We start from the raw sequence: 13,357 nt of genomic DNA, 5'->3' as shown, positions 1-13,357 counted from the left end.
TCCCGTTACGTGAGCGCAAGGATCCAGGCTCTGAAGGACGTTCAGCGAACAGCATGAATTCGATCGATCGCTACATGGCGCGGCTGATCGCGGTGCCGCTGGTCTCCACTCTGATCATCTCCGCGATGCTGCTCGTGCTCGATCGCATGCTGCGGCTCTTCGAGTTCGTCGCGACCGAGGGTGGGCCGGTGAGCGTGGTGTGGCGCATGCTCGCCAACCTGCTGCCCGAATATCTCGGCCTCGGCATCCCGATCGGGCTGATGCTCGGCGTGCTGCTCGCCTTCCGCCGGCTCGCCACCTCGTCGGAGCTCGACGTGCTGCGCGCAGTCGGCGTCAGCTACACCCGCCTGCTGCGCGTGCCGTACATGTACGCGATCGTGCTGGCGGCGGTGAACTTCGCGATCGTCGGCTTCGTCCAGCCCACCTCGCGCTACAATTACGAACAGCTCCGCTTCGAGCTGCGTTCGGGCGCGCTCGGCGCCTCGATCAAGGTCGGCGAATTCACCAGCTTCGGCTCGAAGATGACGCTGCGGATCGAATCGAGCCAGGACGAGGGCCGCGACCTGCGCGGCATCTTCGTCGAGATGACCAACAAGGACGGAACGCCCGTGGCGGTGACCGCGCAAAAGGGCCAGTTCCTCCGCGCCGACGATCCCGACACGATCATCTTCCGCCTCACCAACGGCACCCTGGTCCATTACGACAAGAGTTCGCCGGTGCCGCGGGTGCTGACCTTCACCACCCACAATCTGCCGATTCCGCTCCCCAAATATGAGCAGTTCCGCAAGCGCGGCGACAGCAATATCGAGCGCACCCTGCCCGAGCTGGCGGTGATCGGCCGCAATCGTTCGGCGCCGGAGATCGACCGCGAGACCAGCCGCTCGGCCTTCCACTATCGCATGGCGGAAGTGACGACGATGTTCCTGCTGCCGATGCTGGCGGTGGCGCTGGCGATCCCGCCCAAGCGCTCCACCTCGATGCTCGGCGTGTTCCTGTCGATCCTGATGATCGTCACCTATCACAAGGTGAACGAATATGCGCAGGGCGTGGGCAGCCTGGGGCTGGTGGATCCGATCATCGCCTTGTGGGTACCCTTTTCGATCTTCGCGGGGCTTACCTTCTGGATGTACTATACCGTCGCCTATGTCCCCGGCGGGCAGCCGATCGGCGCGCTGGAGCGCGGCTTCGCCAAGACTGCCAAGCTGATCGGGCGATTGCTGCCGGGCAGCAGGCGACGGCGCCGCAAGGCGGAGGCCGCCCGATGAACCTGCGCGGTCTGTTCCCCTCGCCCACCATCTCGCTGTACATGGCGCGACTGTTCGTGTTCCGCACCTTCGCGCTGCTCGGCGCGCTGGTGCTGGTGCTGACATCGCTGGACCTGCTGACCGAATCCGCCTCGATTCTGGCCCATCCGGGCAACGGCAATGCTGAAATCTGGCGTTACGTCACCCTGCGCGTGCCGCAGATCGTGTCCACCTTCCTGCCTTATTCGGTGCTGGGCGGGGCGATCTTCACGCTCGCCCAGCTCAACCAGAACAGCGAGATCATCGCGCTCAAGTCCGGCGGGCTTTCGGCGCACCAGGTACTCGCGCCGCTGATGCTGTCGGGCCTGATCGTCGCAGGCCTGTCCTTCGCCTTCAACGACCGCATCGTCAGCCGCGCCACCGCGACGCTGGAGCAGTGGAAGAAAGTGGAATTTGCGCCGCTCCCGGTCGATCGCGGCGATCGCGCGAACGTGTGGGTGCAGGCCAGCGGCAACCTGATCAACGTCCAGCAGATCAAGGGCAAGGGCGAAGCCGCGCATCTATACGACATCACCGTCTATCAGCGCACGCGGGGCTCGCTCACGTCCATCCTCACGGCCCGGCACGGCGTGCGCGCCGGCAACGCCTGGCGCGTCGACGGCGTGAAGCGCTTCGACATCGCCGCCGGCACGCTGACGCCGGTAGGCGCCGCCATCATCGGCGAGGGCGTCCGGCCCGACCAGTTCACGCTTGCCCATGTCGATCCCAATTCCAGCTCCTTCGCCGAGCTGCGCGTCGCCATTGACGAGCTCAAGGCGGCCGGGCGTCCTACCAAGGCGCTGGAAGGCTCGCTGTGGCACAAGCTGTCGGGCCCGCTTTCGGCCTTCCTGATGCCGCTGCTGGGCGGCGTATCGGCTTTCGGACTGGCGCGCTCGGGCAAGCTGTTCGTGCGTGTGGTGATCGGGATGGCGTTGGGCTTCCTCTATTTCGTCGCGGACAATTTTGCGCTGGCGATGGGCAATCTCGGCGCCTACCCGCCCTTCCTAGCCGCCTGGGCGCCCTTCCTCCTGTTCCTGATGATCGGCGAGGCGGTGCTGCTGCGGACCGAGGAATAGGCTATTCGGGGCGCGCGTTTTTGCCCATGGTTGAAACGCTCCAGGCGCCTGTGCTCAAGGATTCGCCTTCGCCCAATCGAGCGCCCCTTGCAGCGTGGTTACCCAGACCTCGCCGCGATGCGCCGCCAGCCAGGCGACGAACTTGCGGTGCTCGGCGTCCGGCACCGCCAGATAGTCCCCGCCAACGCCGTGGAACAGCAATACCGCCCAACCGCCGCCCCGCTCGGCCTCCTCCACAAAGGCGATCATGTCCTCGGCCACCGCGCCCTCGCCAAAGCCGCGTGCCGGAAGCCGCATCGGATCCACCTTGGCCACGTTGGCGCGGGCATCCGCCGGCGTATAGAACACGCCGCGCACATAGGTGACCAGGTTCGCCTTTCGGAGATCCTCCAGATAATCGATGCCGCCCGCTTGGCTCTGCCCGCACGGCGTTGCGAGGCCGTGGCGGGTCTTGCCGTCCAGCGCCCGCAGCAAGACGTTCTGCTGCTCGATCTCGCGCAGCATGCTGGCCGGGGTATAGGCCTCGCTTACGAAGCGCGGGTCGGCCGGATAGCTGGCCTTGCTGCAGGGATGAAAGATGGTGTGGTTGGCGAGTTCGTGTCCATCCGCCGCCACGCCGCGCCAACGCTCGACATGCGCCTGCTGGACGTTGGCAAGGAAGAAGGTTCCCTTGAACCCCTCCGCATCCAGCGCGGGGACGACATGATCCAGCTGGGAGGGCAGCGCATCGTCATAGGTGAGCACCACCGCCGCCTTGGCGCCGTTCGGCCAGCGGGTTTGCGCCGTCGCCGGCGGCGTGGCGGCGACCAGCGCGCAAAGCGCCGTCGCCCGCAGGAACATCGCTCGCATCATCCTCTCCCCGTGTCTCGATGATCAGCCTAGCGCCGGGTTCGGACGAGGCAAGATAGCGGTATCAAAAGAAAGGGCCGGCGCACCGCCCGGTGTCCGGCCCTGTTCTGCTAACCCAACCCGCGATTAGCGCTGGCGCAGCGTGCCCTGTGCCAGCTTCACCACCAGCCCGGAGAGCGTCGGATAATTGGCCTTGTGATAGGCCGAGTCCGGGCCCACCGCGGCAGCCAGGCGGCGATGTGCCTCGCCCAGCGCGTGATAGGGCACCGCCGGCAGCAGATGGTGCAGCGCGTGGTAGCGCAGGCCCACCGGCGCCCAGAGATAGGGCAGCACGCCCGGCCCCGGCACATTGACGCTGTCGAGATACTGGGCAGTCACGGTCAGCGGCTCGCCTTCATTCTCCCACAGATGCGCGACCAGCGTGCGGACCTGGTTGATCACCGCCGAGCAGGCGATGATCGCAATATACGCCAGGAAGGCGCGCAGCGGCAGGATGCCCACCACGGTGACGCCGATCAGGGTGATCGCGAAGATGCTCGCGCCCAGTTCCTGCCAGAACCACTGGCGGCGGAACGCGCCTTCGGGCGCGCGGCGCTCGAACGCCGGGTTGATCTGCAGCCCGGAATAGCGCGCTACGACGAGGCGGCGCAGCTTGGGGGAGAAGAGCGACAGCGGCGCAAGCACCGCGAAGCGGATCAGCAGGCCGATCGGCATCAGCACCGAGACCAGCAGGAACAGCGGCAGCGTCCACGGCTTCATCCGCGCGAGCGGCAGATATTCGGGATCCTGATCGGTGCCGTAGCGGGTACGGGCATGGTGGATCGTGTGGATGCCCTCATACATGAAGGACGGCAGCAGCAGCGGCACGCCCACGAACATGTTCCACGCGGTGCGGAAGCCCGGCAGCAGCGCATGCTTGAGATGCGTGATCTCATGGATGAACAGCTCGGCGCGGTACAGCGCGAGCACCGCGACGATGCCGCCGATCACCGCCACCCAGGGCGAGGCCGCGAACATCGCGGTCGCCATGCCGGCATAGCCAACCGCCGCCGAAAGGAAGCAGTCGGTCCAGTACATCGCCTTGTTGGGCGTGTGGAGATCGCGGGTCAGCTCCGCGGCGGCGCGCAGCATCGCGCGGTCGTCGGGCACGCCCGAAAGGCGGATGCGCGCGATCGTCGCCGAGATTTCGGCGTCCGGGGTATCCGGATGATCGAAGGCTAGCGATTGGGTCATGGGTACTGCCATTGGCCTTAGATAGTGGCTACAAGGTGGCATTACAGGGCATTGAGGGGGCGTCTCGTCGCACTGCACGCTGTTCACTTGACAGGCGCCCTCGGACGCAAGACTGCATTGCGCCGTATCAAGAATTTCTGGGGAATTCCGTGTGGCTAGTGCCGATCTCAAGGTCCGGCCCGTTTCGGGCAAGGCCGATATCAAGGCGTTTATCGAGCTTGCCTATCGCCTGAACGGCGACGATCCGAACTGGGTCGCGCCGCTGCGCGATGAAGTGGCGGGAACGATCAGCCCAAGCAAGAATGGCTGGTTCAGCCATGCCGAGGGCCAGCTGTTCCTCGCCGAGCGCGGGGGCAAGGTCGTCGGCCGCATCTCGGCGCATATCGACACGCTGGCGCTGCAGATGCCGCCCGAGCAGGGCTTCGGCCCCGGCACCGGTTTCTGGGGCATGTTCGAGGCGGAGGATGCCGGCGTCGCCGCCGCGGTGATCGCCCATGCCGAGGACTGGCTGCGCGCCAAGGGCATGACCAAGGCGCTCGGCCCGGTGAGCCTGTCGATCTGGGAGGAGCCCGGCCTGCTGGTGAAGGGCCATGACCATCCGCCGACCGTGCTGATGGGCCACCACCCGGCGCGCTACCAGGGGTGGATCGAGGCGCAGGGCTATGGCCCGGCCAAGAAGCTGGTCACCTATGAACTGGACATCAGCAAGGAATTCCCGCCGATCGTGCAGCGCATCGTCGCCGCGGGCGAGAAGAATGCGCGCATCCGCATCCGGGAAGTCGACAAGTCCAAATTCGCCGAGGAAGCGGCGATCATCCTCGCCATCCTCAACGATGCCTGGGGCGATAACTGGGGCTTCGTGCCGCTCACCCAGCCCGAGGTGGACGATGTCGGCAAGAAGCTGAAGCCGCTGGTGTTCAACGATCTGATCCGCATTGCCGAATATGACGGCGAGCCGGTCGCGTTCATGGTCACCCTGCCCGACCTCAACGAGCCGCTGAAGCCCTTGAAGGGTTCGCTCTTTCCGTTCGGCTGGGCGAAGCTGCTGCTGTGGCTGCAGCGGCCCAAGGCGCGGACGATGCGCGTGCCGCTGATGGGCGTGGTGAAGCGGCTGCAGAGCTCGCGCATGGCGAGCCAGCTGGCCTTCATGATGATCGAATATATCCGCCGCGCAGCAGTCTCCAGATACGGCGCGACGCGCGGCGAAATCGGATGGATTCTGGACGACAACCAGGGAATGATCGCGATCGCCGATGCGATCAAAAGCGAGATCAACCGCGAATATCTGATCTACCAGAAGCCGCTCTGACCGACGGTGGCAGCGGGCGGGCCTTCCGCCCGCTGCACGCCGGTACTCAGCGGGTCGCCAGCGGGTCGACGCCGGTTTCCTTGATCCATTCAGCGCGCGTCTTGCACTTGCGCGGCGGCGCGATGCGCGAGCCGGTGATCGCCTGCTGCTGCACGCACACCCGGACCGAACCGGCTTCCGTCGTTGCCGCGGGCTGTACGCGCTTCTCCTTGTCGGGCGCCGCGCTTGCCGGAGCCGTGCCGATGGCGATCAGGGCGCAGGCGCCGAACAGGGTGGCGCCGATGCGAGCGGTACGAGCAACGTTGGTCATGTCTCTTCTCCTGAAAAAGGCGTGCGGGATCGTTCCGCCGCACGCGATGCGGGGGTTGGGTGGTGTATTGCGATGTCAGCGGGTGGTGTGGGCGATCAGTATTCGCGGAAGGGATCGTTGCCTTCGCGGATCCACTCGCCGCGGGTCTTGCACTGCTTGATCTTCTTGGTCGTGCCGTCGCTTGCCTTGCGTTCGACGCACCAGACATGGCGCCGTGCGATCGGGTCCAGCGTGCGAAGGTCCTTCTTCGCGACGGCCTGGGGCTGCTCCGGCTCCGGCGCGGCCTGAGCCGATGCGGCAGCAGCCAGCATCGTTGCGAGCAGCGCGGCGGCAGGAATCAGGCCTAGGATATGGGTGGTGCGATTTGCGCTCATGTCAGGTTCCTGTCTGCTTCGAGGTCCGACGCTCCTTCGCTTTCGCCGGTATCTCAGTATTTTGCAGGAGCCGTGCCAGTTTTCATAATCGCGTAGTTTCAATAGCTTAACAGAATTCATTAAAGTGTCATAGCGCTACAACACGGCGCATTTGACCAAAGCTTGGCGCAAATCACCAAGCCGCCATCGTGATGAGGAGGGTAAGGTGGCTGCGCCTAGCGCAGCGTCACCCAGGTCGGGGCGTGATCGCTCGCCTTTTCGCGGCCGCGATACGCCTTGTCGACGCCCGCGTCGGTGAACCGGTCCGCCGCCTGCGGGCTGAGCAGCAGATGGTCGATGCGGAACCCGGCGTCGCGCTGCCAGGCGCCCGCCTGATAGTCCCAGAAGGTCCACACGCCACCCCTGGGGAAGCGCGTGCGCAGCGCATCGGTCCAACCCTGCGCGAGCAGCATGCGGTAACGCTCGCGCGATTCGGGCTGCATCAGCGCATCCTCGGCCATGGCGCGAACCGAGAAGGTATCGTCGTCATTCGGGATGACGTTGAAATCGCCGGCAAGGATCGCGGGTCGCTCCTCGGCAAGCAGTTCGGCGGCGCGATCGTAGAGCCGCTCCATCCAGCGCAGCTTGTAGTCGAACTTTGGCCCGGGCTGCGGATTGCCGTTCGGCAGATAGAGCCCGCCGATGATCAGATCGCCGACCTCGGCCTCGATATAACGGCTGTGCGCATCCTCGGGATCACCGGCCAGCCCACGCTGGCGCTCGACCGGCTGCTGGCCCCTGGCAAGGATCGCGACGCCGTTGAAGCCCTTTTGCCCGTGCCACACCGCGCCATAGCCCGCCGCCTCGATCGCGGCGACCGGCAGCGTGTCATCGGAGCTCTTCAGCTCCTGCAGACACACGATGTCCGGCTGCTGCTCGGTAAGATACTCGACCAGGCGATCGATCCGCGCCTTGATGCCGTTGACGTTGTAGCTGACGATCTTCAACGGCTTGCGCTCAGATCGAGAAGCTGGTGCCGCAGCCGCAACCGGATGCCGCATTGGGGTTGGTCACCGCGAAATGCGCGCCGCCGAGATTGTCGATGAAATCCACCTGCGCGCCGCGGACAAGATCCAGGCTCACGGCGTCGACCACCAGCCGCACCCCGTCCACTTCCGCGACGCTGTCGTCGGCTTCCACGCCCTCGGCAAGACCGAAGCGATACTGGAAACCCGAACAACCGCCGCCTTCCACCGAAAGCCGGAGGATCGCAGGCTTGGCCTGCTTGGTGGCGATCGCCGCGACGCGCGCCGCAGCGGCGGGCGTCAAGGCGATGGCGGGCTGTTCGAGGGTGGTGGTCATGGGCGTCAGATAATGCGCCGGCGCCCGTCCGGCAATGCGGCGATCGCGCTCAGCGCGGACCGCCCACCGCGCCACCGCTCGTGGGCGCCTGCGCGACATATTCGCCGGACTGGATGAAGGGGATCGGGTTGATCGCGCGGCCGTCCAGGCGGACCTCGTAATGAAGGTGGGTGCCGGTCGATCGGCCGGTCGAGCCCATCAGCCCGATGATCTGGCCGCGACGCACGCGGGTATTGTCCGTCACCAGGATCTTGGACAGATGGCCGTAGCGCGTCTCCAGACCGCGGCCATGGTTGATCTCGACAAGGTTGCCATAGCCGCCCTGGCGGCCGGCATGCGCGACGATGCCGTCGGCCGTGGCATAGACCGGCGTACCCATCTGGCCGGGAATGTCGACGCCGGCATGCATCGCGGCGGTGCCGCGGAACGGATCCGAGCGCACGCCGAACATCGACGTGAACGTCACATGCTGCACCGGCTGCATCGACGGGATCGAGATGGTGCTCGATTCGATCGAATCCAGCTTCTTCCAGGTTTCGAACAGCGAGCGGAACTGCGCATCGGCATCGGCGCCGCTGGCGACCGCCGCATCCTCGTCGCTGACCGGCTCATAAGGCCCGCCCATCGCGACACTGACCTTGACGAAGCGGCTTGGCGCAAGTCCGAGATGGCGAATGCGGGCAGCGGCCTGGCGTACCCGCGCTTCGCCGACCTTCTGCGCCTGCACCGCGAGCGCGACCTGGCGCGCCTCCACCTTGCGCAGCGGCGCGATGATCTCGTCGGTGAGCGCGCTGGTCTGCTTCGGCGCAACAGCGAGATCGGCTTCGAGCACCGAGCGATCGGCCTTGCCGGATACGACCGCGTTCAGCACCGCCTGGCGCTGCTCGATCTTGGCGGCCTGCAGCTTGGCCGCTGCCTTCGCGGCGGCCACCTCGGCCCGCATGCGGGCGACCTCCGCGCGCATTGCTGCGACCTGCGCCTCGGGCGAGCCGGCAACCGGGGCGGTATAGGCGATCGCACCTGCCATTGCCTGCGACATGCCATAGCCGGAGAACAGGACGGTCAGCGTCGCCGCGCTGGCGAACAGCGCCTGTGAGCGACCGCCCACGCTGAAGCGCCGCAACTTGCCGCCTTCCTGCAGAATCACATCGCGGGTGGTGAAGAAGTCCCGGAACTTGCGTGCGAATTCGTCGTTCTTGCGTTCAGACGGTACAGCCATGAGTCCCCGGCGCATTCATGGAAGCGAACACGGAGCGACCCAGCGTTTCACTTCAGGATGATGCGGACGGATTGGGCAGCCCCTGACCTCGCCGTCCCGCTTGGGGACTCTTTTGGAGGATAATCAGCCGGCGGCAAGCGCTTGGTAGTAATCCCGCGTCAAACCGGCTGACTCGCGCGCCGAGTCGTTGAACGGCGGCTTAACGGCCCCCCGAAAATGGGTACGGACAAGATCCTGCCAAGTCGTTTCCGGCACGCAACGAGCGGCCTCGCAGGCCGACTCAAACCAGGTGGTGCCCGCTCGGACATGACGCACTTCGTCGTTGACAATGCGCGTCAAAATCCTGGCGGTGATCCGATCATCGACGGCCTCGAAGCGCTCTATCGTGGCCGGTGTCACGTCCAGCCCACGCGCCTCCAGCACCATTGGCACGATCGCCAGCCGGGCCTTGGCATCATGGGCCGTCTCCGTCGCCGCATCCCATAATCCGTCATGCGCCGGCAGCGCGCCATAGTGACTGCCCAGGCTGCGCAGCCGCCGGTCGAGCAGCGCGAAGTGCATTGCCTCGTCGGCGCCCACCCGCATCCAGTCGTCGGTGAAGCCGGTAGGGAACGCTGCGCCGAAACGGCCGACCAGATCGAAGGCGAGGTCGATCGCGACGAATTCGATATGCGCCAGCGCATGGATCAGCGCGATCCGTCCGCGCTCGGAACCGCCCCGCCCGCGCTTGGGCATGCGATTGGGCGGCAGCAGCTCGGGCGTGGCCGGACGTGCCGGGCGATCGGGCATCGCGACGTCGAAGCGAAAGTCGAGCCGCCCCAGCCGCCAGTCGCGCGCGGCGGCACGCGCCGCCATCACCTTGTCGGTCGGGTCGGCGGCGTCGAGCACCGCCCGCACCGCCTGCCCCACGCTGCGCCGCTCGCTCACCCGAGCGCCCTCGCCGCGTCCAGCACCGCGGCGGCGTGGCCAGGCACCTTCACCTTGCGCCAAGCGCGGACCAGCTTGGCCGAGGAATCGAACAGAAAGGTCGAACGCTCGATCCCCATATATTTCTTGCCGTACATCGACTTCTCGACCCACACGCCCAGCGCCTCCATCAACGCGCCGTCCTCGTCGGTGGCGAGCGGCACGGCGAGGTCGTACTTGGCGGTAAACTTCTGGTGCTTGGCGGGCGGATCCTTGGAGATGCCCAGCACCTGCACGCCGAGCGCGGTGAACTCGGGCATCAGCGCCGTGAAGTCCTGCGCCTCGCGGGTGCAGCCCGAGGTATCGTCCTTGGGATAGAAATAGAGGGCGAACGGCGCGCCCGCGCCCCATGCGGGCAGCGCCAGCGCGCTGCCATCCGCCGCAACCAGTTCGCTGGTGGGGAGCGCGTCGCCTTGCTCGATGCTCATTGCCTGGTCTCCATCAGTTGGGGGCCTGGATCGCGGCCCAGCATTGGCGCACCTCCTGCCGCGTCGCGTCGAGTGTCGCAACCACCGCTTCCCAATCGTTCAGGCCGAGCGCGCGGGCGATCAGCGCGCGGGTGCGCTCGCCCGGCGGCTGCGCATCGGGCGCGACGAGCCGCAGCGTCACCAGCAGCCGGGTAAGGAAATCATGTGCGCCGCGAAGCGCCGGCGGGACGATGCCCTGCGCCGCCAGCGCATCGATTGCCCGCCCCAGCTGCGGATCAAAGCCGGTGCGGTGGCAGAGCTGCTGGACGTGCACCGCGAACTCAAGATCGACCAGCCCGCCGTCGAGCAGCTTGGCATCCAGCGGCCCCGCCGGCGGCTTGTGCGCGGCCATGTCCGCCCGCATCTTGCGGGCATCGGCAAGGATGTCGCGCGCCGGCCGCGCGCCGTGCAGCACCTTGTCGATGATTGCCTGTACCTGCGCGCGCGCCGCAGCCGAGCCGAACACCGGCCGCGCCCGGGTGAGCGCCATGTGCTCCCAGGTCCAGGCGTCCTTCTCCTGATAGCCGGCGAAACCCTCCAGCGAGACGGACAGCGGCCCCTGGGTGCCGGACGGCCGCAGCCGGGTGTCGACTTCGTACAGCGGCCCCGCCGCGGTCGGCACCGACAGCGCCGCGGTCACCCGCTGCGCCAGCCGATTATAATAGGTCACCGCGCCAAGCGGCCGACGCCCGTCGGATTCCGCCGCATAATCGCCGGTGAACAGGTAGATCAGGTCCAGGTCCGAGGCATGGGTGAGCGCCCCGCCCCCCATCCGGCCGAGCGCGAGGATCACCAGTTCGCTGCCAGCGACCGTGCCGTGCTGCCCGGCAAATTCCTCGATCGCGGCGGCTGCCAGAACTTCGATGGCCGCCTCCGCCACCCGTGCATAGCCGGCGGAGACCGCCAATGGGTCGCTGACCCCGGCAACGATCTGCGCGCCGAGCGCAAACCGCTTCTCGTTGACGATGCGGCGGACATGTTCCAGCCGCCACTGATAGTCGGCACCGCGCTCGGCCGCCGCCATCGTCGCGACCAGATCGGGCACCGCGCCCACCGGCGCCAGCGCGCTCGCGTCGATCAGGCCGTCCAGCAGTTCCGCGCGACGGCCGAGCTGTTCGGCCAGCGTCGGCGCGTGGCTCAGGATGGCGCTGAGCAACCGGGTGAGCGCCGGCTGCGCTTCCAGCAGACGGAAGATGTTAACCGCGCTCGGCAGCCGCTTCAGCATGGCATCGAAGCGGGTGATCGCATGCTGCGGATCGGGTGCGCCGCCGAACCCCGCCATCAGCGTCGGCAGCACCGCCTCCAGCGCGCCCTGCGCCGCCGGGCTGCGCAACGCCGGATAGGTGGCGCCGCGCCAACCTTCCACGACGCGGCGGGCCAGGTCGGCATCGGGGAAGCCCGCCTGTGCCAGCCGCTCGCCCAGCAGGTCCGGATCGGTCGGCACGCCGCTGCCGCCGCCCTCGGCCAGCGCATCGTAGATGCGGCCCACCCGCTCGACATGCGGCTGGAGCAGCGCGATCAGCGCCGCGCCGTCCGCTACCCCGTGCAGCCGCGCGACATGATCGAGCGCGGCGGGATCGCTCGGCAGCGTGTGCGTCTGGCGATCGTCGATCATCTGCAGGCGATGCTCGATCGTGCGCAGCAACACATAGGCCTCGTCCAGCGCCGCCGCCTCGCCGGCATCGATCCGCCCGGCGGCAGCGAGCGCGGCAAGCGCGTCGCGGGTTGCGGGCACGCGCAGCGCGGTATCGCGGCCGCCATGGATCAGCTGGTGGATCTGCGCGAAGAACTCCACCTCGCGAATGCCGCCCCGCCCGCGCTTGAGGTCGTAGCCGGGCCCGAAGCGCTGCCCCTGGTGGTGATGGTCGCGGATCCGCCGGGAAATGTCCTGGATCTCGCGAATCGTCCCATAGTCGAGCGCGCGCCGCCATACGAACGGCCGGATCGCATCGAGAAAGCCCTGCCCCAATGCGATGTCGCCCGCCGCCGCCCGTGCACGGATGAAGGCGGCGCGTTCCCAGGGCAGCGCCTGGCTCTCGTAATAGCTGATCGCCGCCTCCGCCGGCAGCGCGATCGGCGTCACCTCGGGGGAGGGACGCAGCCGCAGATCCACGCGCAGCACATAGCCGTCGCCGTCCCGCTGCTGCAGGATTTCCAGCACCCGCCGGCCGATCCGCACCGCCGCCTCCTCGGGTACCTCGCGTGCCCGGCACGGCAGCGTCGCGGGATCGAAGATCAGGATGGGGTCGATGTCCGACGAATAGTTGAGCTCGCGGCTGCCCTGCTTGCCGAGCGCGATCGCCGCAAAGCCGCGCGGTTCCGCCTCCGGGGTGCGTTCACGGATGGCCGCCGTGATCGCGCGGTCGAGCGCGTCGTCGGCGAAGTCGCTCAGCAGCCGGGTGGTACGCCCGAAATCATAGACGCCCGATAGGTCGCCGATCGCTGCGATCAGCGCCAGCCGACGCCGCTGGAGGCGGAGCGCTCGCGGCTCCGCCAGGTCGGCCGCAGGCGCGCCGGCGACCGCGATCGGATCGGCCAGGGCAGCGGCGGGATCCTCGGCGATGTCGTGCTCACGCTGCAATGCCAGGGCGAGGAAGGGAGAATTTTCTGCGATCCGCCGGAGCGCGGAGGAGGATGCGGGATCGATCACGCCGACACCTGTCGTCCAAAAACCGTAAAGCTGCGATGAATTGCAGACATAGCAGGCAACGAATGGGTCACATGACCGTTTTGTGGCCGTGGTTCAGACGGCACCCTCCAAAGCTCAGGCGGCAAGCACGGCGACACCGTATCGCATCGAGGCGCCGCGCGCCTGCGATGGGATCGGGCGTGCGATTGCCGATGCCTACGCCCGCGACCTTGGTTTGCCGCAGGACATGGCGGTGCTCCTCGCCAAGCTGAACGACCGCGATCCGCGCTGCCACTGGTAG

At 67.2% G+C, this 13,357-nt stretch carries 14 protein-coding genes; 4 read left to right on the top strand and 10 right to left on the bottom strand.

Annotated elements, in window-relative coordinates:
* The first annotated feature begins 53 nt into the window (after window positions 1-53).
* Entirely contained in the window at window positions 54-1,265 is a 1,212-nt protein-coding gene (gene lptF / locus S2M10_RS20645; RefSeq protein WP_211091178.1) for an LPS export ABC transporter permease LptF, read from the top strand.
* The gene (lptG, locus tag S2M10_RS20640; RefSeq protein WP_168847744.1) at window positions 1,262-2,359 is read left to right on the top strand and encodes an LPS export ABC transporter permease LptG; all 1,098 of its coding nucleotides are present in this window, start codon (window positions 1,262-1,264) and stop codon (window positions 2,357-2,359) included. Before lptF ends, lptG begins: the two co-directional genes overlap by 4 nt.
* A gap of 54 nt (window positions 2,360-2,413) precedes the next feature.
* Here the strand turns inward: lptG and S2M10_RS20635 are convergent, their stop codons facing one another.
* Both S2M10_RS20635 and S2M10_RS20630 read right to left on the bottom strand, forming a co-directional pair.
* On the bottom strand, window positions 2,414-3,208 hold the full coding sequence (locus S2M10_RS20635; protein ID WP_168847743.1) for a polysaccharide deacetylase family protein: 795 nt from the start codon (window positions 3,206-3,208) through the stop codon (window positions 2,414-2,416).
* Window positions 3,209-3,334: 126 nt separating this feature from the next.
* Window positions 3,335-4,441: a fatty acid desaturase gene (locus tag S2M10_RS20630; protein ID WP_168847742.1), complete on the bottom strand. Its 1,107-nt coding sequence runs from the start codon at window positions 4,439-4,441 to the stop codon at window positions 3,335-3,337.
* A gap of 151 nt (window positions 4,442-4,592) precedes the next feature.
* Between S2M10_RS20630 and S2M10_RS20625 the strand changes: the two genes are divergently transcribed.
* Window positions 4,593-5,750, top strand: a complete 1,158-nt coding sequence (locus tag S2M10_RS20625; protein WP_168847741.1) for a GNAT family N-acetyltransferase — start codon at window positions 4,593-4,595, stop codon at window positions 5,748-5,750.
* A 46-nt stretch (window positions 5,751-5,796) separates the two neighbouring features.
* On the opposite strand, the gene S2M10_RS20620 is transcribed toward S2M10_RS20625, so the two are convergent.
* The 8 genes from S2M10_RS20620 to S2M10_RS20585 all read right to left on the bottom strand — a co-directional run bounded on the left by S2M10_RS20620 (window position 5,797) and on the right by S2M10_RS20585 (window position 13,074).
* Entirely contained in the window at window positions 5,797-6,060 is a 264-nt protein-coding gene (locus tag S2M10_RS20620; RefSeq protein WP_168847740.1) for a hypothetical protein, read from the bottom strand.
* A 95-nt stretch (window positions 6,061-6,155) separates the two neighbouring features.
* Window positions 6,156-6,434 carry a hypothetical protein gene (locus tag S2M10_RS20615; protein ID WP_168847739.1) on the bottom strand — a complete coding sequence of 93 codons (279 nt, stop codon included), beginning with the start codon at window positions 6,432-6,434 and terminating at the stop codon, window positions 6,156-6,158.
* A gap of 215 nt (window positions 6,435-6,649) precedes the next feature.
* On the bottom strand, window positions 6,650-7,420 hold the full coding sequence (gene xth / locus S2M10_RS20610) for an exodeoxyribonuclease III (RefSeq protein ID WP_168847802.1): 771 nt from the start codon (window positions 7,418-7,420) through the stop codon (window positions 6,650-6,652).
* Between the two features lie 10 nt (window positions 7,421-7,430).
* A complete protein-coding gene (gene erpA / locus S2M10_RS20605) occupies window positions 7,431-7,775 on the bottom strand; it encodes an iron-sulfur cluster insertion protein ErpA (protein WP_168847738.1) in 345 nt (114 codons plus the stop codon).
* 49 nt (window positions 7,776-7,824) lie between these two features.
* Window positions 7,825-8,994 (bottom strand): M23 family metallopeptidase, encoded by a 1,170-nt coding sequence (locus S2M10_RS20600; RefSeq protein WP_168847737.1) that lies wholly within the window; start codon window positions 8,992-8,994, stop codon window positions 7,825-7,827.
* 123 nt (window positions 8,995-9,117) lie between these two features.
* Window positions 9,118-9,921, bottom strand: coding sequence for a ferritin-like domain-containing protein (locus S2M10_RS20595; protein WP_348770647.1), 804 nt, complete (start codon window positions 9,919-9,921; stop codon window positions 9,118-9,120).
* A complete protein-coding gene (locus tag S2M10_RS20590; RefSeq protein ID WP_168847736.1) occupies window positions 9,918-10,388 on the bottom strand; it encodes a peroxiredoxin in 471 nt (156 codons plus the stop codon). Before S2M10_RS20590 ends, S2M10_RS20595 begins: the two co-directional genes overlap by 4 nt.
* A 13-nt stretch (window positions 10,389-10,401) precedes the next feature.
* The gene (locus tag S2M10_RS20585; RefSeq protein WP_168847800.1) at window positions 10,402-13,074 is read right to left on the bottom strand and encodes a bifunctional [glutamine synthetase] adenylyltransferase/[glutamine synthetase]-adenylyl-L-tyrosine phosphorylase; all 2,673 of its coding nucleotides are present in this window, start codon (window positions 13,072-13,074) and stop codon (window positions 10,402-10,404) included.
* Between the two features lie 91 nt (window positions 13,075-13,165).
* Between S2M10_RS20585 and S2M10_RS20580 the strand changes: the two genes are divergently transcribed.
* Window positions 13,166-13,357, top strand: a complete 192-nt coding sequence (locus S2M10_RS20580) for a hypothetical protein (RefSeq protein WP_168847735.1) — start codon at window positions 13,166-13,168, stop codon at window positions 13,355-13,357.

Origin of the sequence: Sphingomonas sp. S2M10 (genome assembly GCF_012650175.1) — a bacterium.
Classification (GTDB): domain Bacteria; phylum Pseudomonadota; class Alphaproteobacteria; order Sphingomonadales; family Sphingomonadaceae; genus Sphingomonas.
This window is presented reverse-complemented; position numbering and strand designations above follow the sequence as displayed.

What these genes read in the sequence shown, in the direction of transcription:
- S2M10_RS20615 (WP_168847739.1), bottom strand. Translation starts at nt 6,434, where the DNA reads ATGAGCGCAAATCGCACCACCCATATCCTAGGCCTGATTCCTGCCGCC.
- S2M10_RS20590 (WP_168847736.1), bottom strand. Translation starts at nt 10,388, where the DNA reads ATGAGCATCGAGCAAGGCGACGCGCTCCCCACCAGCGAACTGGTTGCG.
- S2M10_RS20620 (WP_168847740.1), bottom strand. Translation starts at nt 6,060, where the DNA reads ATGACCAACGTTGCTCGTACCGCTCGCATCGGCGCCACCCTGTTCGGC.
- erpA (WP_168847738.1), bottom strand. Translation starts at nt 7,775, where the DNA reads ATGACCACCACCCTCGAACAGCCCGCCATCGCCTTGACGCCCGCCGCT.
- S2M10_RS20635 (WP_168847743.1), bottom strand. Translation starts at nt 3,208, where the DNA reads ATGCGAGCGATGTTCCTGCGGGCGACGGCGCTTTGCGCGCTGGTCGCC.
- lptG (WP_168847744.1), top strand. Translation starts at nt 1,262, where the DNA reads ATGAACCTGCGCGGTCTGTTCCCCTCGCCCACCATCTCGCTGTACATG.
- lptF (WP_211091178.1), top strand. Translation starts at nt 54, where the DNA reads ATGAATTCGATCGATCGCTACATGGCGCGGCTGATCGCGGTGCCGCTG.
- S2M10_RS20600 (WP_168847737.1), bottom strand. Translation starts at nt 8,994, where the DNA reads ATGGCTGTACCGTCTGAACGCAAGAACGACGAATTCGCACGCAAGTTC.
- S2M10_RS20630 (WP_168847742.1), bottom strand. Translation starts at nt 4,441, where the DNA reads ATGACCCAATCGCTAGCCTTCGATCATCCGGATACCCCGGACGCCGAA.